Genomic DNA, 19,375 nt, shown 5'->3' on the forward strand with positions numbered 1-19,375 from the left:
ATCATGATCCGCGCAGGTTGACCTGCGCGGATCTTTCTGTGGTTGGTGTGCACTGCTCCTGGTCGCAGACGATGGTGATCTTCCTCTTGTGCAGGAGTGCGACCAGGTCGTGTGGGGTCTGGATCCCGCTGGGGAGGCGGGGATGGTCGGTGAGTCTTGCGATGATGTGGTCTTCCCTGAGGTAGAGGATCTTGCGTCGGCGGTCGGTGGGCTGTTGAGTGCTGGTGTGGCCGTGGCGGCATCGGTAGCCGGGGCGTTGGTTGATCCAGTGAGATTCCAATCTTCGGCCGCATGGTCCGCAGCGCAGTAGGCCGGTGAACAGGTAGCGGCGGGTGGTGCCGTCGTGGGCGCTCCGGTGGGAACGGATGGCCTGGACGGCGACGAAGTCCTGCTCACTTACCAGCGCGGTGTGAGCCCGTTGCTTGGAGACCACCCAGTCCACGGTCGGGTTCCGCCGGATCGGTTCTCGCTCCGAGCGGCTAGCGTCGGCGTCGTTGTGCGCGGATTGCCGGTTCCAGACCTGCCGACCCGTGTAGCGAGGGTTGGCGAGGATCGCCGCGACCGTTCGTAGGGTCCACCGGTCGCCACTGCGGTGTGGATTGCGGTCGGGATCGACGCCCGACGGGCACGGTATCCCGGCGTCGTTGAGGGCGCGTGCGATGCTGGCGAGACTCTGGCCGTCCAGGCGTTGGGCGAACATCCACCGCACGTGTCCGGCCGTGGCCGGATCCGGTTCGAGGCGTTGAAGCCGGCGACCCCATCGCGCTTGGGCGGCGTTTGGATGAGGGCCGGCGTCTGTGAGTCGGTAGCCGTAGGGCGGCCGGCCTCCGAGATACCGTCCCTGCTCCCGCGCTTGGGCCCGCATCGCCGTGACGACCCGGAACCGGGCGCGCTGCACCTCACGTTTCGACTGGGCGCCCAGCATCATGATCAGCGCCTGATGGGCCGGGTCGTGGTGATCGACAGGCCCCTCCGTCTCGGGCAGCCACAGCTGCACAGCGTGCTGTTCGAGCACCGGCGCCAGACGCTGCAGCTGATTGGCGGAGAACGCCCGCTCGTACTCGCCGACCACGATCGCGTCGAACCCGCGATCTGGATCGTCGAGCGCGGCCAGCAGCGCGGCGGCCTGCGGACGCTGCCGCCAACCGCGGCGGCGAGAGCAGCCGACATCGAAGTATTCGGCGACGATCACGCCGTGAGCGGCGACGAGTTCAGTGGCGCAGTCCCGTTGCCAGTGCCGGGAGGTCACCCGGTCCTGGTGCTCGACGGTCGACATCCGACCGTAGAACGCAAACCGCAGACCACGCCGCCGTTCGGTAAGCAGTTGCGGGTCGGCCTGCGGCTGCCCGTTGAGCCATCGAGTCAGGGGATCCTCGAGATCGTCACGCTGGTTGTCCGACACGCCGATATTTCTACGAAGGATCTTCGCGGTCGAGTCGGACAAGCAGTCCGCTGGCGCTGGTCGAAGGACTGTCGGGCCGCTTGGTGGCAGTCGGTCTGTGCACTGTGTTGGCATACCGAGCATCCGCTCGACCGACGGGGACAATGCGTGACGCGCGGTTAGCGGCCTATCCGTGCACGTCAGCCGGCGGTGCGCGAGCTCTCCGAACATCTCGCCGAGGTGGTACCTGGCTTTGTTGAGATTCAGCGTCGCAGCGACTGACCAGTCCTCATCCACGATCAGGCGCGCCAGGCGCAGACGTGCGCGAGGAGTCAAAGCAGCATTAGCGTGGGACATGAAGCCTCCTGGTTGGCGGAGCGGTTCCTCGACAGCTCCACTCCACAACCGGAGGCCTTCACCTACCTACGACATCAAAGCGTGTCGTCACACAACCTCAACCGGCCTCCCCGGACAGCACACCTAGCCCGTGCCTAGTAGTGCGGGTTGGTCGGCATCAGCTCGGACGCGCCCGCGTACAGCAGGTCGAGATAGTTCATCCCCGGGTGGTAGACGAAGTGCCACTCCAGTCGCACGCGGCTCGTGAAGGTAACTTCGGCGTTGCCGTCCACGTCCGGGTCGACCAACCGCAGGTTGTGCCGCCCAGCAACCGCGGCCAGTCGGCCCCAACCGGTGAAGGTCACCTCGGTTACGGCCTCGACCGAGCCGGGGTGTTGCTCGTCGGGGTCGTCGTCCACATGCCAGTTGATCGTGTCGAGGTCGGGCGTGACCACGTCGATCACCATCTCGCGCAGGATGTCCGTGGGAAGATCGACGTCGTCGAGGGTCAGCCCGGCGGTCCAGTTCTCGCTGTTCTTCCCGACGTAGCGCCCGATGCTGTTGCCCGCCATCGTGCGGCATGCGCTGCTCACCGCTTCCGGCAGCAGACTGTCCAGCGACGGGAACAGCGCCTCCATCTCCGCCTGGGCCTTCCGCTTCCGCTCGTCGTCTTGCTGATCGCGGGTCAGACGCAGCGCGGTGGCATAAGCGATGCCTTCCTGCTTGGCCAGCTTCTTGGCCCGGTTGTCCGTGCTCACAATCAATCCATCCTCCGGCGGACCCCACGCGACCGCCGGCGACAGGGGATGTGCCGGAGCTACCGCACCCGCGTGACGATCAACGCCGTGTCCCTCGGTGTCCCCAGTGCCAGGCGTGGGCCGGCGGGCGACAGGAGAATCCGGCGGCGCGGGGCCACCGTGCCCTCAACCGTATCTTCGGAGATAGGCATCGGCAATTGGCCAAGCCGGGCATGTCTCTGTCCGGCAGCTGTCCGGCCGCAATAGGGCGGCCCGGCCTGACTTCCCCGCAGACCGGACCGCCCGCACCAGGCACGACAGCACGAAGAGGTGACCATGAGCGAGCCGGAGTTCCTGCCCTGGGGGACCGGCAGCGCCGAGAGCCCGAGAAGGCGTACGGGTATTTGTGCTGTATCGCGACCTGGGCCGCACCCGCACCGTCGCCAAGGTCGCCACCGAGGCCAACAAGAGCCGGGATTACCTCCACAAGCCGGCGAGCATCTGGAAGTGGGTGGTGCAGCGGGCGCAGACGTGGGACCGCGATGAGGACCGGCTGTACGCCGAGGGCCTGGCCGAGCAGCGGCGCGACAAGGCCAGGCGGCAAGCCCGGATCGCGTCGACGCGGCAAGCGACGCTCGTGACCCGGTTGCAGGCCCTCGACGCGTCGAAGCTCGGCCCTCGGGACATCGCCCGCTGGCTGGAGGTGGCGACCCGCGTCGAGCGGCTGGCGCTGGGCCTGCCGGACTCGACCACCGCCCACACCGGACCGGATGGCCGCCCGATCCGCGCCGAGGTCGACCAGATGAGCTAGCAGCAGCGCGCCGACTTCTTCCGGGCGCTGATGGCCGAGGCGTGGGCCCGCGCCGGCCAGACCGACCCCGTGGGGGATGCCGACGACCCGCACGACCCCGACGACGAAGGAGACGACGAGGAGGCGGCCGATAAGTCAGCGACGCAAAGCTGAGGGAAAGGTGCGGGCGCCGCGCTGGGCGGTGTGGTCCATCGCCGTCGGCGGGCCGCTGGTCGTCGCGTCCAGCGCGGCCGCCGTGGCGCGGTGGCGCGGTCAGGCGGGGCCTGCGGTCGACCCGGCTGCTGACCGGGGACCGGACACCGAAGCACCTACGGAGCGCGTGGTCAGAGCAACACAAGGCGTCTGCTAAGTCGGAGCAGGACCTCAGCCAACAAGCCAAATTGGTGGCCGAGCTGAGTCCTGTGTGGCTCCAGCTCGGCGAGAGCTCGGAGAACCTTGTGGATTTCGGATTCATTCAAAACCTGTCGCCGCGGACTGTCCTCATCATCGTCGGCACACCCGTGGCCGGAGTTGTGGCCGGAATGATCATCTTTGCCGTCGTGCTTCTCAGCTCTGAGTCGGAGCATCGGGCGGACATGATCAGGGCGGCAGGTGGGGCCTTCCGCCCCCGTCGGTAACAGCCGGCGTGCACTACATGTAGCGGGGTTGTGGTCAGTCTCAGTCACCCGCTGGCTGCTCCGTGATCTCCGTGAAGTCCGCCGGCTCCTGGCACCGCTTCCGCCATCACTGTCGTGGGCTCGGCCGATCATCCGGTGTCACGGGCGTGTGCTGTCGGGCATTCTGTGCCACATGCTCCTGGTTCTGGCCCAGCCGCCCGTGTCTTCGGATAGCGGCTGGACGCAGTGGGTTCCCGTGGCGTCGGCGGCCGTGGCACTGCTGGCGTTGCTGGTCGCACTGTCCAACCGCAACACCTCGCGGCGCGCCCTGGCGTTATCGATGCAGCAAGAGGAGCGCCGGGCGGCCCGACTGGATGTCACTCTTGCCGACTCGGCATCGTGGCGCCGTTCAGGCGCCTCACGCTGGGTCGGTATCAAGATCCTGGCAGTCAACCCCACCGACCGCGATGCGGCTATCGTCGGCGCTGAGCTGCACATCGCCTATACGTTGCCGACCGGGCACGCGATGACGGTCAAGGTCGGTCACCGGACTACCGGAGATGATTTTCCGGGCGACGTGACGGCGCTGGACCTGCCTGTGCGTCTGGAGTCCAACGGCGCGGTCGCCGGGTGGCTGACCTTCGAACTACCCGCCGGCCTGTTCCCACACGGTGCCGGCATCCAGCGTTACGACGCGGTCTTGCAGGACAGCCGCGGTATAGCCGTGACAGTCAGCGCATCCGTCCTGCGGGAGGTGGAGCATGATCAAACGTCGGACGACCAAGCGGCCGACGAGACGAGCGGTAGATCCCGCTGACATCGTGCCCGTCGTCGCGGACGGGTCGATTGCGGGTCCGGCCGCTGACGGCCGTATGGTGCCGTTGGTCATTATCGACACCACCAGCCGGCCTGACCTCGACGAACTGGTCCGCCTGCACAGCCATCTCTCACCCGGCGACGTCACGTATCGGTGGGGGCAGGCTGAGCGAAATAAGGACCTGGTCTCTCTGTCGCTGTGGTTCGTTCGCCCGATCGAGGCCCGGGCGGTACTGATGTTCAGCATCGAGGGTGAGGGCATCATCGTCGACAATGCCCTCAACAGCCGCGCTATCTACTTGCAGCCCGGCCGCCCGGGTGACCGCCTGAAGCACGACCCGCACCGGCCGAAGATCCTCATCGAAATTCCTGACGACGACTTCCGGGAACAGTGGGAGGACGTCGCGGTGCGGCGCCTGGCCAAGGTGATCCGCCGTAGGTCACCAATACCCCGGGAAGAGGCGCGCCGGCTGGCCGTACAGTGGCTGGCACAGTCGCGTGAGATCAGCGGCTTCCGGCTGCCAACGTGAGTCTCCCGCGTGGGGCTTGGTTCGACTTGCCCCAGCGGCGCGCCTGTACGAGGCTGGTCCAGGTATCTTCGCTCAGTTGCAAGGGCGGGTAAGCCGCGCGCACCTGTCAGGTCACTTGCTCGTAGAGCACCCCGTGCTTGCTCCGCATGAGGGCTTCGATCGACGCGGCGAGGTTGGTGTCGTGCACCAGCAGCCCCAGTTCGATGTTGGTGTTCTCGGCGCTGTAAGAGAAGTTCGCGCTGGTCAGCAGCGTGATCACGCGGTCGACGACGATGAACTTGGCGTGGCTGACCACCGGATTGTGGTCTCCGGGCGGGGTCAGCGTCCGGAGTACGGTTGCCTTTGGTAGATGGGCCGCGACGGCTGCCGGGGAGCCAGCGTGGGCGTCGAGGTACACCGTGACGCTCAGGCCGGGGCGCCGTGCGGCGTTCTTGAGGGCAGTCCACATGCCCGAGTGCGGTGTGAAGTTGAAGCTGGAGCAGACGATCGACATGCGTGCGTCGTCGATGATGCGCTGAGCTTCGCTGGTGAGACGGCCGGTCGTGGCTTCGACGCCGGGCATGGTCCAGACGGGGGAGATGGCGGTCCGGACGGATCGTGCGCCGGCGATGGCCCGGAGTACGGCGACTGAGTTGTCCCGGTGCTCCGGACCGAGTTCGGCCGCGAGGAGTAGGCGCTTCGCCTCGCCGCGGCGGGCGGCGTGTACTTCCTTCAGTGCCTGGCCAGAGGTGCCGCCGGCTTGTAGGACGGTGGCGAGTCGTTGTGCCTCGTAGGCGGTCAGGAAGGCGCCGAGCGCCGTGTAGGGGTCAGTAAACATCGATGGTGCCGAAGAAGCCGGGGACCCGTTCGTCGTCGATGGTGGGCAGAGTGAGCAGGAATCTGCGGTCGAGGAATCGGTTGGCCCGTTCGCAGGAGGTTTCCGAGGCGAAGCTGCAGCAGTGGCAGGCCGCGCCGTGCAGGAAGTCCTCGCCGTGTCGTGGTGTGCGTTGCCCGCAGACGGGGTCGGAGGAGCAGCGGGCTGCTCTGCGCAGCGCGTCGAGCAGGAGCCCGTGCAGCCGCTCCGGCTGACTGAGCGCGACCAGTCCACCGAGGGTGCCCTCGCTGTCGGAGGCCGTGGTGCAGATGAGTAGTCCAGCGGCGGCGGGCCGGTCGGGGGTGGCAGGCCAGGCGTAAAGGCGTTCACTGAGACTGGCAGCGCCGTAACCGCAGGACATCGCCATCTCGCGGATGAGGATGTGCGCCAGGCTGTGTATCAGCCAGTAGCGCGGGGCGGGAAACCGGCTGTCGGGGTCGATCTGGGCGGCGGTAGCGGAGAAGCGCCGGGAGAAGTTGTGCCGGTGGGCTTCGCGGTGCGCCCGCCACAGGCTGGTGGGCAAGATCTGTGCTTCCCAGGCGGCGATGGCGGCCTCGTCGAATTGCAGGAAGATGCCCTCGCCGCGGTCCTCGGTGGCCGGTACCCAGGTGGGGCGGCCGTCCCGGGTGAGCTTGACGAGCCGGCTTGCGAGGTCGTTGACCCGGTCCATTTCGTCGATCCGGGTGAAGCCGATCACCGCGTTGACCTTCTTCATCCGGTTCACGGCGATGACCCGGTGCACTTGCTTCGGGAGGTCGGCGGCCGTGGGCATCTCGGTGACCATCAGGCCGCTGGAGTCCTGCTGCTGCGCGAACAGGCTCGGCTTCTGCAGGTAGTCCCACTCCGGCACAAGCAGCTCGACCGGGTCCCAATCGCGTAGCCTCTCCCGGCGCTCCTCCTCTGACGGTGGTGGGGCAAGTGCCTCGGCCGCCGCTGCGGTCAGCTGTTCGTCGGTGACTCCGGCGAGGTCGCACTTGTGCGCGACGAGCAGCGAACGAAGCACCTTCGGCAGGGCTTTGTAGTCGGCCAGTTCCTCCGGCGTCAGGTGCGTACGCAGTTTCGTGGCGAGCGCGGTCTGCTTCTGCTCCTCGCTGCGGGGCATGACGATGATCGACTGGGTGGAGGCGAACCAGAGGTTGGACGCGCCCATCATCATCAGCGAGGTGTCCAGTCTGCATTTGGGATCGAAGGCGTTCAGGTGCGGATGCCGGCCCCGGCAGGTCGGTAGCTTCCGTTTGCCGGCCTCGCCCTGCGCCTCGCCCATGCCGCGCCGCTGTTGGCAGCGTTCGCAGGTGATGACCGCGCCGGCTCCCTGTCCGATGTTGCTGTCGCGCAGTTTCAGATCCGGGTGCGGGGCGGCGGGGCAGGTTCTGCCGCGGTGCACCCACAGCGCGTACGGGAACTCGTCGAGGTGGCCGTTGGCGCAGGCGAGCAGGTAACGGGCGGGCACCGCCGGGCTGCGCCTGGCCTTTCCCTTCGCGGGAGCCTTGACCTTTCCCTTCGCCGCACCCGCAAACGTACGGCCGGGACAACTTGCGTGTTCGAAGGTCGCCAGGTCGGGCCGGAACGGGTGGGTGTTGGTGTAGCTGAACCGCGACAGCGGCCCGAGGTAGTCGCAGCCGGTGCAGCGCAGCCACTGCGGGAACACCCGCGCGGGGATGCCGAGGTCGGAGCCCTCCTGCGACATTGCGCGGGCCTTCGGCTGCCACGGGAACGGCCGCAGCTGCTGCACGCGCGACCCAAGGTGAAGCTGGACCACCTTGAGCAGCCGTGGCTCTTCGATCGTCTGCACGGTGGGACGCCGCCGCCAGATGGGCTCCCAATCGTCGAGGCCGGCCGGCATGATCGAGAACTGCGGCAGGTCCATGATCGAGCCGACACCGTAGGTGTAGAGCAGCGACGACGGGCGGGCCGAGCCAACCTTGGCCCGGTTCTTGACGTTCGCCTGCTCACTGTCGGCCAACGGGTCCAACAGCTGCGCAGACTCGAAGATCATCTGCCCCTCGTCGTCCGTCACTCGTCTTCTCCTTCGGGCAGCTCCCACGACGGCGCGTCATCGGGCTCGACGACGAACAGCCGCTCGGCTATGGGGCTGACCAGCAGGTTGATCTCCGGCTGGACCTCCCGCATCGAGTGCGCGACGACGAACGGCGCGCGGTCCGGCTGACCCTGGTGGGCCTTTGCGTTCTCCGGGCTGATCAGCAACGGCAGGTAGCTGTCGTTGTCACCGGTGCGCTCATACACCAGGGTCTTGCTCAGTTTCCCGGCGTACTTTCCCCGAGCGTTCCACTGGTCCAGCCTGTTGATTAGCCGCTGGTGCGCCTGCGCCATCAGGTCGTCCAGCTGGGCCGCCGGCCTGATTCGGGAATAGAGCCGATCGACCAGGGCGGTGAGAGCGTCCTGTTCGTCACGGACCCGCCATGCGGCCCGCTCCGGCGACAGCCCGTCGTCGCGGTGCGCCTGCAGCACCCGAGCCGCGCTGACCAGCACCCCGTCAATGCCCCGGTCCAGAGCCGTCGGCGAGAACGGGGTAACCGACAGCGCCTCCACCTGCGCGTAGAACGTCTCGTGGTAGTGCCGGAACTGCTCGTAGTGTGCCAGGTCGCGGGGCCGCGCCCAGTTTCCGAGCGCCACGACCAGACCGGGCCGGCCGCAGTCCTGGCCTGGACGGCCGACGTCGCGGCCCACCCGTGAGGACGCCTGGATGTACTCGGCGGTGTTCTTTGGCTGCCCCACCACCAGCATCAGCCCGAGCCGCTGCACGTCGACCCCGACCTGCAGCATCGAGGTGGCCAGCACCACGTCGAACGGGTCGGCCTTCGGCCGCTCCATCCGCCCGCCGGCATCCTGCTGTTCGAGCCGCTTCCGCATCGCCGTGGTCGTGGCGTAGTCGGGGTCGAACTCCAGGGCCAGGTTGTCCAGGGTGCGGCCAATATCGGCCGAAGCGATGCGGGAGGTCAGCTCGCCGGTGACCAGGCGCCCGTACGAGCCGAGCCGCCGTGGAAAACCCGATCCGGGGCGGGGCTGCCGGACCCGGTTCTGCACATCGTCGGCCATGTAGCGGGCCATACCGGCCAATTCACGGGTCGCGTTGAAGTAGCCCACCAACGTCATGTACGGATCGGCGGCTGATCCACTGCGGTCGAACAGCAACTGCCCGGCGAGCAGCAGCACCTCGGCGACCCGGATCTCCGCGCTCGACAGCCGCACGCCCTGCGCACTCACCCCGATGTAGCGCCGGCCCGGGGTGGTCGGCCCGATCGGCAGCTCCTGCGAGAAGTACGTGTCCGCTACGTCCAACACCTGCGGAGGGAAGATCTGGACGCTGCGCCCGTACAGCCCTCGTACCTGCTCGTCGGCGCGGCGCACGGTGGCCGTCGACGCCACGATCATCGGCCGGACCGGCTTGCCGTCAGCGGTCGCCCACGACGCGAGGGTCTCGACGGCCACCTCGAACAGCCCCACGGCGGTGCCCAGCGCCCCGGTGATCAGGTGCAGCTCATCCTGAATGATCAGATCCGGCGGCCGAAGCCGTCCCACCGGGCGTACGGTCGCGGCGGGCAGGCCAGGCTCAGCCTGATGACCGGTGGTCACACTGCAACTGGCGTAGTCCGGGTGCACGTAACCGTGCCGACCGCAGTACCGGCCGACATAGCCGAACAGGGACGCCGCCTCACCCTCGCGCGCCAGCCGGGCGAACTTGTCGACCGTCGCAATCACGAACGCCGGCGGCATCCGGTAGATCTCCTCGTCCACCGTCAGCATCGGCAGGCCCTCATTCACCTGACCGCCCTTGGCGAACGGGCATTGCCCCATGTCGTCGCCGCAGAAGACCAGCACCCGCCGGGTCGTCTTGACCGGCTTCACGTTCGCAGCGCCGATCGGGCTGCCGCACCACGGGCACCGCTGCACCTGCAACACCGTCAACCGGTGCCCGCCATAGGCGTTGGCCTTGCGCAGCTGCTCGTCCGCCTCGTCCCACCGCTTCGGGCTCACATCGGTGCCGACCCACAACCCGATCCGGAACGGCTTGCTACCCCAGGTTGTCACGTCCCGGCGGCGAACCAGCTCCGCCGCACACACCAGCGTGGTGGCCCGCTGGAACTGCTGCGCGGTGAGCAGCCGCAACGTGTACCGCATTAACACGGCCACCCCGTCACGCCCGTCCAACGGGCCATCGGAGGACGCCACCATCTGCTGCCGGCGCCGGATCGCAAACGTGTACGCCGCCAGACCCAGGTACGCCTCGGTCTTGCCACCACCGGTCGGGAAGAACAACAACTCCACCCGCGACAGCTCACCGCTGCGCGCCGCCGCGGTGGGGTCGGTCAGCGCCGGCAGCTGCATGATGATGAACGCCAGCTGGAATGGCCGCCACGACGACGGCTTCTCCCGCTCGTCGGCCTCGACCTGACCGCGGGCGTCGTCGAACGACAGGCTCGGGTCGGAGCTACGCAACGCCCCGATCCGGGAGTGGACCCGCTGGTCCCGCATGACCTCGTTCATGAACCGGAAGCACGCGAACGCCTCCGGATCAGCCACCACGTGCGCCAGGCCGTCCGCCAGCCGCTGCTCTGCCGCGCGTGCCTCGTCTACGACCTCCTCGGCCAAGTCCCGCAGATGCTCGGGGAGCTGTGCCGCCTTCGCGGCCTCACCGTCGAGCCAGGTCCGGTAACCATCCACCAGCGGGGCAAGCCCGTGACGAACCTGTTCAGGGCTGGTCTTGGCCAGTGCGTCCATGGACAGCATTGCGCCCGTGACCGACCGCGCCTGCGTCTGCGGAGTCTCCGCGACCGGCAGCCACGTCGTCCACACCGCCGTCGCTAGCCGTGCCCCCGGCTCCGCCCGCCAGTCCACCGAGCAGGTCCGCCCAACCGCGAACTCCAGCCGGTTGCGGTACTGCAGGTGCAACCGGCGCATTTCGTCGTCGTGCTCCGGCCACTCCTGCTCCATCACGTCGCGCACCGGCAGGAACACCGCGGCATCGTCCGCGTCGACGTGCAGCTTCGTCTGGAACAGCCATTCGTGCACCGGGATCGTCGGCGGCGTCTCCCGGTCATTGACCAGCGCGATCTCGATCAACCGCCGACCGAACCGTGCGTCGTCGTAGGCGTCGATCCGGAGACAGACCTGCCCGGTCAGTAGCCGCGTGTACGTTCGCCCCGGCGTCAGCTTGCCCACCGCGATCTTCTCGACGATCCCAACCGGCGTGCGCCGATACCGCCGCACCGCCCGGCCCCGCTTGTCGACCTCACCGGTCTTCACACTCTCGTAGGTGCCCCACGACGCGGTAACCGTGAACTCGGCCAGATCGTTCGGCACCTGGAACCGCAACCCCATCGACGAGGGAATCATCAGCCCCTGCCTCGGAGCCTTGTCGTCGGCGTCATCCTCCTCACCCTCGACGTCGGTGCCGTCGGCGGACTCGGCCGGGATCCCACGCTGGGCATGAAAACCCGCCGCATCAGATCGGATTCCTACCAGGCCATACCCGTCTTCAGAGCCGGCCGGATCAGCATCGGGCTCGGTCAGCTTCACCGGCGCGATATGTCCTACCAGGTACAGCTGACGCGGGCTCACCGCCAACAGCTCCTCCGGACCACCCGAAGGCCCGAGCAACTCACGCTCCAGGATGTCGACCAGGTTCTCCCGAACCGTGTACGAGGTGCCGTCCGGCTCGTGCACGAGCCGGAAACCCGGCGCCGAGTCAGTCACAGCAGCGACTCCTGGCCCTCGTGGACCACCGGCTTTCGCTGGCGGGCAGTCGCCTTCTTCGCCGCCTTCGGCTGCTGCGCCGCCGCGCGGCGCAGGTTCTCCGCGAGCAACCGGTCCAGGATCTCCACCCGCGCCGCCGGACTTACCGTCCACCGCGTCATTTGACGGTACGTGTGGAAGCCATGCTCCAACGGCACATCCGACCAGTCGTACGCCGCCATCACCGCCTCGTCCAGCTCGACATGGATCCGCCGCAACCGGGCCACGTCCGCGTCGTCGTCCTCAACGATCCCCGGGTCGTTGACCAGGTTGTACAGCTTCGTCAACCCGAGCCCGCGACGCAACATGGCCGATCGCCGCTCCTCATCCAGCATCTGGCCTACTTCGTCCAGCTGAACCGTTGGTTCCGGCCGTGGGAACGTCTCAAATACATCAGATGGCGTGTATCTCGGATCACTCCGGATGCCGGAGCCATACCTGATTGCCCACATCTGATGTGGGCTGCTCGAGAGAATTGCTTGATCCACGTATGAGTCAGTAGCAAATACTGCCAGTCCGTGGCTCGGAATCCACGCCGTCGATATTCTTGCGGGCATGAGAGTCTTGCCATGGAGAGTGATTGCCAAGACTTCACTCAGGCCGGAGACGGCCCGGCGGAGGCCTGGGCGGCCTTCAGCGTGCTGCCACCAGTAATCTCGATATAGCTTGCGGTTGTTTTCCATCCTTTTTGGCTTGACTAACTCCGTTACGCGGGAGTATGCCCAGTCGAAGTGAGCGGCCTCCTCCTCCGACTTTCCGTAGAAGTCGATCACCCAACGCGAAGGCGTGCAGTCCGCTCTCGAATTCAAGTCCTCGCCGCTCAAGTACGGCAATACAACTTCGGCGTATCGCGGGTCAGTCCTCAGCCACTCCGTTGCTTCGCTGTCGGAGACGACAAAACCGATGCCGTCGATCTTGATGCCCTGGAATGCGACTTCACGGTTGGCGCTCAGGCGATTCGGACTCCCTGCCGTGCGGCCAGCTGGCTCAAGGAGACTCGTTATTCGCTCCGCCTTGATCCCGTCGACCCATCTGCTAACTGTGGACGGCACCTTGTCGCGGGTTCCCCAGATGGCCGAGTATTCGAGGTTGACCGTAGCGACAGGCCACTTCTTGCTCTGTATTGCCCGGGTTATCTCAACGCCTTGAGTGAGGATCTGATCTAGGCCGACCTCGCGGGTGTCGCCCTGAGCGATGGTGTTGGTGGCGATCAGACCCATATTGCCATCGTTGCGCAGGAGTTCGACCGATCGGAGGAAGAAGTAGGCCACAAGATCAGCGTTTCCGCGCCGGCCTCCTGCGATCTGGTGCACAAGCCAATCTCGGAAATTGCCGCCCATGGCCCCGGAGATGCTAGATCCAGCAACGAAGGGTGGGTTTCCGATGATCGCATCGAAGCCCCCATGGTCGATCAAAACGTCCGGAACTTCGAGCACCCAGTGCAACGGTTGCCAACGTCCGTCGTCAGTTAGGGCGGTTGGCGTCAGACCCTCATCGAGGATCGATCGCAGGAACTTGATATCTGCGGATATGTCGTTGGTCGGCATCGCGGCGGCCACTGCCTCGGCCAGGTTCTCGTATGCTTCGTTCAGGGCCTTGCCGGGTTTGCCGCCGAGACGGAGCCCGGCAGCAATCACCCCGTCGGCTGCGGCACGTAGGTCGGCGGTGAGCGTGCGCGTCTGATTGAGCTGGCGGCGCTTTGCGGTGGCGCTACGTATGGGGTCGTGTTCGCGTACCTCGCTGGCGAGGTTGCGGCGGATATCGACAGCCCGCCGGATGGTGCCGTCCACGTCCTTTGCCGTCAGCCTGGGCTGCTGGTGGGTGGGCCTTTCGATGTGCAGGGTGCGGAGTTGGCGTAGGTCGGTGAGGCCGAGTAGGGAATTGCCGTGCAGGATCTTGTCGTCGACGAAGGAGAACGGCAGGTCGCGGTCGAGGGAGACTAGCCAGAGCGACAGCTTGCACATCTCGACGGCCATCGCGTTGATGTCGGCGCCGTACAGGCAGCGGGCGACGACTTCACGGATCGCATGTTGGCCGAGGTCGTGCTGCCCGGCGTTGGCGGGGTCCTCGTCAATCCATGCCTCGACGAGGCGGGCGGCGAGGTAGCGGGCGGCGGCGACTAGGAATGCGCCGGAGCCAGCGGCGATGTCGGCCACCTTGAGGTTGAGGATCTCGTCCGAGCCGCGCAGTTTCCACGCGCCGCTGCTCTCAGGGACCTGGTGCGGGCCGGGGCAGTAGCAGAGCGGTTCGAGGGCGTGCTTGACGACGTCCTCGGCAAGGTCTTTCGGGGTGTAGTGGGCGCCGGCGTTGCGCCGCGACGGCGTCTCGATGACTACCAGACCGCCGTCCAGGATGACGGTGGGGCGGTCGCGTAGGTCGGGCCGGGTGATGGGGGCCCAGGGGAGCAGGCGTGCGCGTAGGTCGTCGTCATCGGTCACCGCGCGCAGCATGCGGTCTGCGTCGTCGCCGGGCGCAGCCGCGAGCCGCTTCGCGAGGGCGTTCGCGCTCGGCGGGGTGGCTGCAGGCTGGTTCTCCTTGAGCCAGGCGATGATCGCGGTGGCCAGTTTCGCCGGAGTCGCATTGGCGTAGGCAAGCTGCTCCAGCACGGTCAGGGGGATCTCCGGCTCCGCTCCGGTGGCACCCACGAGGCCGACCAGGGTGTCGCCGGTGACCCGGGTGCAGGAGTAGCCGAGCAGCCCTTCATAGATGTAGCCGATCTGTTCCACGTCGACGTCGCGGAACGAGATTCGGCGGGCGTCGCCGCCCTTGAGCTGGGCGACCTGCACCGAGCGCAGGACATGCAGCATGACCCGGTCGGAGACGGGCAGGGCGAGGGTGCCGTTGTCGTCTGAGGCGATCAGGAACGGGTACCGGTCTGGGTCGAACAGCGATCCGCCGTACGCGGGCATGCGCATGTTTTCGAAAGACGCGCCCCGGTAGAGGGCCTGACTGGTGGCGAGCAGCCGATGCCAGGTCAGATAGGTGCTGTCCAGCGATTCCTCGCCGTCGCGCAGCCGGCGTTGTTCCAGGGCGTCGAGTTCACCGTTGATGCCGTACCCCTGCAGGAAGAGCTCGCTCTGCGGCAGCAGGCCGCGCTCCTCGGCGAAGAGCAGGAAGACGACGCGCATCATGACCGTGACGGCGGCGGAGTAGGTGTCGTGTGGAGCGTCCGGGAGCGGATCGCGCAGGCCGCGCCTGTCGTGGTCGGCGGCGGTCTCGGCGAACGCCTGGGTCAGCAGCTCGACGGCGCGGCGGACCTGGGCGCCGAGGGCTTCGGTGATCTCCTCGGCGGCGGCGACGGATTCTTCGAACAGCTTGGGGAGCCGCTCGTTGGGGTCGCCGCCGATGGTGTACTGCCGGGCGATGACAGTAAGGAATGCGTTGCGGGTCAGCGGCTCCTCGACCCAGGTCTGGGCATCGACGATGCCGGAGGCGACCATCGCGTCCGGCCGGGCGCAGACTAGCGCCCACCAGCGGCCGTCGGTGACGATGCCGATTGCGATGCCGGTGCCGCGCAGCATCGCTTCCATCCGGTCGATGGCGGTGGCGGCCCAGCCGTCGGTGCCGGTGGCGTGCAGGCTGTCGCATTTGTCGACCACGCCGACCAGCGCGCCGATGCCGTCCGGCCCGTGCAGCGCCGCCTGCGGGGTGACGACGACCCGCCTGTCGGGTGAGTGCGCGGTCATCCCGGGCGCGCAGTCGGGACCCCAGGCCAGCGAGGTACGCCAGCCGACGACGTCCCGCAGGACGGTCTGCACCCAGACGTCGCGGACCTCGGTGTACTCGGCCTGTACGGTCTCGTCGTCCGGGTCGATGTCGAGGGCCTCCCAGGCGTGGTCGTACGCCGGCTTGGCCTCGCGGAGGACGTCGAGGCGTTCGGGGTCCAGGGCGGGCATGCCCTGCGGCCACACCCGCTTCAGCGGCGGGATCGCCAGGAACGGGCCGTCTGTCTCGACCAGTCCCAGCCAGGCCCGGTGCAGCTCGGTGGCGGTCTTCGGGCGGAAGGTACGGGCGGTCCGCATCAGCGTGAACCTCCTCGCTGGGCGTCGGCCGGGGTGAGCGCGAACACCACCGCTGCGGCGGTGGTGTGTGGTTTGACGTCGCGGTACCGCTCGGTGATCGCCGCGATCTCCCGCTGCTCCTCGTCGCCGAGCTCGTCCAGGCGACGGCGCATCGTTTCGATGTCGCGGCGGCGCTGCCGCTGCTGGTCGTCGGGGAAGAGGGCCAGTTGGTCTTGCATCTCGGCGCTGGTGAGCTGGTCCAGCGACTCGTTCAGGTTGCGGCGGAACGCGGCGAAGATCTCCCGCGCCCGGTTGACGTCGGCCTCCTCGCGTTTAGCGAGCTGGTCGCTGACCCGCTGATGGCGAGACTCGGCGCGGCGCGTCATCGAGTCGAGCAGCCGGGACCGCAGCGGGGACTCCGGCTCGTTCCACTCGCTGGCCAGGTCGGCGCGGACGTCCGCAGCGGCCAGCGTCAGCCTGCCGGCGTCGAGGGCCTGGTCGAGCAGTTGCTCGGCGCGTTCCTCGGCGATAGCACGGCGGCCCCGCAGGCGTACGCCGGCGAGGAAGATCTCCTCGTGCAGGCGTAGCCCTCCCCGGCCGACCAGCACCATCCGGGTGACGGCCGCGACGAAGGACTCCTCCAGCCCATCCACCACGACCGCCGTGACTCGGTGCAACGGCGCGTCCGCGCTCCACAGCGACCGTCGCAGCAACCGCTGAGCCTTCTTCACCAGCGGATGACCCAGGTGGACGTAGACCAAGTCCTTCCGCCCTGCCGCGGCCTTGTCGTCGAACGTGATCGGCCGCAATACACCCGGCTCGGAGCGGGTGTCCAGGCCCTTCAACGTCGACTGCCAGGCTGGGCCGAGCGGCGGCACGGCGAACACGGCTGCGTCGGTCCGGTCGTCGCCGGCCACCACCAGGGGCGGCTGGTGGCTGATCCGCAGCGCGGTGTCGACGACCCGCCGCAGATTCTCCGGCTCCAGGTGCAGCTCCGCCCGACTGTCGGCGTAGCCCTTCTCCAACTGAGTCAACCTGCTGTTCAGGTCCAACCCGCCAGCCAACGCCTTGTTGATCACAGCGTTGCCGTCGAGCGCGCCCTTCTTGCGCCGTCCCGTTGAGGAGCGGGTGAAGTGGTTCTGGATCTCCTCGGCGATGACCTGGTTGACCGATCCGAGGTCACGCGCGACCGTCACGACCTTGCGGGCGATCCGGCCCATGAACTCCATGTCAGCGGCGTACAGCGTCGCCGAGCGGTCCGGGGAGAACTGGAACACCAGCGGAGTCTGCTGCTGCCCGTACCGGTCGATCCGGCCGATGCGCTGCTCCAACCGTGACGGGTTGAACGGGATGTCCAGGTTGATCAGCCGGTGGCAGTGGTCCTGGAGGTCGATGCCTTCACCGGCTGCGTCGGTGGCCAGCAGCACCCGCACGAGGTTCTTTGCCGACGGCTCGGTGGTGAAGTGCTCGCGGATCAGCTCGCGCTCGTCGGTCGGCGTCTGCCCCTGGATGACCTCCAGCACGTCGCCGTAGCCCTGCTGCACCAGCACCCGGTGTACCCACTCCAGGGTGTGGGCGTACTCGGTGAACACCACGATGCGCTCGTTTGACCAGAACCCGCCCGGTCGGCAGATCGCATCCAGGGCGGTAATCAGCTCGTCAAGGCGAGAGTCGGGTCGACTTTCGAAGCTCAGCCCCCACTCGGCCAGTCGCTCTAACTCGCCTGGCGCGGCGGCGACCAGCGGGTCGGTGGCCTTGCTATGCCGCAGGGCCGTCGCCTCGTCCTGTTCCCAGAGGCCTTCCTCCTCGTCAGCCTGCCCCTCGCCGAGGATGTCGTCGTAGTCCCAGTCCGTCGGCGCCTGGCCCACCGACCGCGCGGCGAGGTAGGACTGCAAGGTCATGCCGAACGCCCACGGGCTCGACAAGAACCGCTTCTTGAACAGCATCGCGGTGATGTCACCGGACTCACCGGTCCCGTTCGCCTTCGCGCTTTCGGTGAGAATCCGATCCAGCAGAGCGAACATCTCCTGCTCGTCGGCGCGCGGTGTGAACGGGATGACCCGTAGCTCCCGAGGGCGGAAACCCTTCTCCGGCAGGTCCGACTTCAACCGCCGAACCGTCACCTCCCGCAACGCCCGCTCGTCTAGCAGCGCACCACGGCTGAACCGGCGCGAATCGATCATCTCCAATAGCGCCGTGAACGACTCCGGATGCCCGTTGTGTGGAGTGGCGCTGAGGAACAGACGGTGCTCACACTTGTCAGCCAGATCCCGGACCGCGAGCGTGCGCTGCGTGTCAACGGCGTAGCCGCGCCCACCACCGATCGTCGACGGGCTGGCCGGCGCCACGTGGTGCGCCTCGTCCACGATCAGGATGTCAAACGCGTACCGCCGAGCGCTCTTCGTGCTCGCCGCCTGCGCGTACACGTCACGCAGCATCCGCTGGGCGCGCAGATGCGGCAGCCACGCCATGCTCACGATCACCCGAGGATAGAGCTGGAACGGGTTCGCGTGCAGGCCGTAGCGGCGCCGTACCTCCCGCATCAACTCGCTGTTGATGATCGTGAAGTCCAGACCGAACTTGTCCCGCATCTCGTCTTGCCACTTCAGGGACAAGCTTGGCGGGCACACCACGATCGCGGTACGCGCCCGGTGCCGCAGCAGCAGCTCCTGCACGACCAAGCCAGCCTCAATGGTCTTGCCCAAGCCGACATCGTCGGCCAGCAGCAGGTTCGTCCGGGGCGAGGACAGCGCCCGGCGCAGCGGCTCCAGTTGGTAAGCCTCCACCGCCACTCCGCTGTGGAACGGCGCCTGCACGCTACGGTCGTCCGCCGAGGTCACCGCGCCCCAGCGCATCGCGTCGACGAACCCGGCGAGGGTGTTCGGGTCGTCGAAGGCGTCCGGGTTGACCTGCGTCGGTAGCCCCTGAGCGGGCGTGACGGTGTGGCCGACCTCCAGCTCCCAGACCACCGTCAGCTCTTCACCCAGCCGGTCCTCATCGAGCGCCTGAAGGGTCACCGCGTGGTTCAGCGAGGCCACGGCTTCGTCCGCCGGGCTGCGCGGCAGTCCTTGCGGCTTGACCTGTGCCACCGCCCAGGTCGACCCGCGAACCTCGACGACCTGACCTGGCTCCGGAAGGGCAAGTTCGGCGACCCCTGACGCGCTGGTCGCCCTGGTGGACGAGAGTGTCACCGAAGAACCCTAACCTGCGCGCTTACGTGATCAAGTCGACCATGTGTCGGCTACCTGACTGCCGATTCCTCAATCACGCCTGGACGTACCCGCCAGCTGTCTGATGCAGCGGATCAATTCGGACGGCCCAAGGAGGCGACCCCGCACGCCCCGAGATGGCTGGTGGTGAGAAAGGTCGAATTAAAACACTCTAAGAAGTGAAATTGCGGTAAAGGCGAAGTCGGGGCCAGCACCTGGCGGGCGCTGCAACTCGCTCAGCCTCTGGTCGATGCAGTCCTGTATGGCGTTGCGTCCAACTTGGACCTCGGTAAGACTGGCGGCAGATGATCGTCGTTCTGTGGTCGGTAGATGACCGATCGTGATGATGGC

General features: G+C 67.3%; 10 protein-coding genes. 3 read left to right on the forward strand and 7 right to left on the reverse strand.

The window, feature by feature from the left end:
- Window position 1: 1 nt before the first annotated feature.
- Window positions 2–1,612, reverse strand: a complete 1,611-nt coding sequence (locus tag ACLQ3F_RS25290; protein WP_425851912.1) for a recombinase family protein — start codon at window positions 1,610–1,612, stop codon at window positions 2–4.
- A 260-nt stretch (window positions 1,613–1,872) separates the two neighbouring features.
- Window positions 1,873–2,475, reverse strand: a complete 603-nt coding sequence (locus tag ACLQ3F_RS25295; RefSeq protein WP_124773415.1) for a hypothetical protein — start codon at window positions 2,473–2,475, stop codon at window positions 1,873–1,875.
- Between the two features lie 385 nt (window positions 2,476–2,860).
- Here ACLQ3F_RS25295 and ACLQ3F_RS25300 point away from each other — a divergent pair, with 385 nt between their 5' ends.
- The 3 genes from ACLQ3F_RS25300 (at window position 2,861) to ACLQ3F_RS25310 (ending at window position 5,207) form a co-directional block, all read left to right on the forward strand.
- Window positions 2,861–3,265 carry a hypothetical protein gene (locus ACLQ3F_RS25300; RefSeq protein ID WP_124773417.1) on the forward strand — a complete coding sequence of 135 codons (405 nt, stop codon included), beginning with the start codon at window positions 2,861–2,863 and terminating at the stop codon, window positions 3,263–3,265.
- Window positions 3,266–4,054: 789 nt separating this feature from the next.
- Entirely contained in the window at window positions 4,055–4,678 is a 624-nt protein-coding gene (locus ACLQ3F_RS25305) for a hypothetical protein (RefSeq protein ID WP_124773419.1), read from the forward strand.
- A gap of 4 nt (window positions 4,679–4,682) precedes the next feature.
- Window positions 4,683–5,207 carry a hypothetical protein gene (locus tag ACLQ3F_RS25310; protein WP_124773420.1) on the forward strand — a complete coding sequence of 175 codons (525 nt, stop codon included), beginning with the start codon at window positions 4,683–4,685 and terminating at the stop codon, window positions 5,205–5,207.
- 106 nt (window positions 5,208–5,313) lie between these two features.
- Here the strand turns inward: ACLQ3F_RS25310 and drmC are convergent, their stop codons facing one another.
- Genes drmC through drmD form a run of 5 tightly spaced genes read right to left on the reverse strand, consistent with a single transcriptional unit; the run spans window position 5,314 to window position 19,006 of the window.
- Window positions 5,314–6,024 (reverse strand): DISARM system phospholipase D-like protein DrmC, encoded by a 711-nt coding sequence (drmC, locus tag ACLQ3F_RS25315; RefSeq protein ID WP_425851802.1) that lies wholly within the window; start codon window positions 6,022–6,024, stop codon window positions 5,314–5,316.
- A complete protein-coding gene (gene drmB, locus ACLQ3F_RS25320; protein WP_425851804.1) occupies window positions 6,014–8,077 on the reverse strand; it encodes a DrmB family protein in 2,064 nt (687 codons plus the stop codon). The genes drmC and drmB overlap by 11 nt, the downstream gene beginning before the upstream one ends.
- On the reverse strand, window positions 8,074–11,775 hold the full coding sequence (gene drmA, locus ACLQ3F_RS25325) for a DISARM system helicase DrmA (protein ID WP_425851805.1): 3,702 nt from the start codon (window positions 11,773–11,775) through the stop codon (window positions 8,074–8,076). Before drmA ends, drmB begins: the two co-directional genes overlap by 4 nt.
- A complete protein-coding gene (locus ACLQ3F_RS25330) occupies window positions 11,772–15,836 on the reverse strand; it encodes an Eco57I restriction-modification methylase domain-containing protein (protein ID WP_425851807.1) in 4,065 nt (1,354 codons plus the stop codon). The genes drmA and ACLQ3F_RS25330 overlap by 4 nt, the downstream gene beginning before the upstream one ends.
- Window positions 15,836–19,006, reverse strand: coding sequence for a DISARM system SNF2-like helicase DrmD (gene drmD / locus ACLQ3F_RS25335; RefSeq protein WP_425851809.1), 3,171 nt, complete (start codon window positions 19,004–19,006; stop codon window positions 15,836–15,838). Before drmD ends, ACLQ3F_RS25330 begins: the two co-directional genes overlap by 1 nt.
- Window positions 19,007–19,375 lie beyond the last annotated feature (369 nt).

The sequence above is a fragment of the Micromonospora sp. DT15 genome (assembly GCF_049841475.1).
Lineage (GTDB): Bacteria > Actinomycetota > Actinomycetes > Mycobacteriales > Micromonosporaceae > Micromonospora.

Bases quoted from the DNA above. Each gene is read 5' to 3' on its own strand.
- ACLQ3F_RS25305 (WP_124773419.1), top strand. From the start codon at position 4,055: ATGCTCCTGGTTCTGGCCCAGCCGCCCGTGTCTTCGGATAGCGGCTGG.
- ACLQ3F_RS25290 (WP_425851912.1), bottom strand. From the start codon at position 1,612: ATGTTCGGAGAGCTCGCGCACCGCCGGCTGACGTGCACGGATAGGCCG.
- drmC (WP_425851802.1), bottom strand. From the start codon at position 6,024: ATGTTTACTGACCCCTACACGGCGCTCGGCGCCTTCCTGACCGCCTAC.
- ACLQ3F_RS25330 (WP_425851807.1), bottom strand. From the start codon at position 15,836: ATGCGGACCGCCCGTACCTTCCGCCCGAAGACCGCCACCGAGCTGCAC.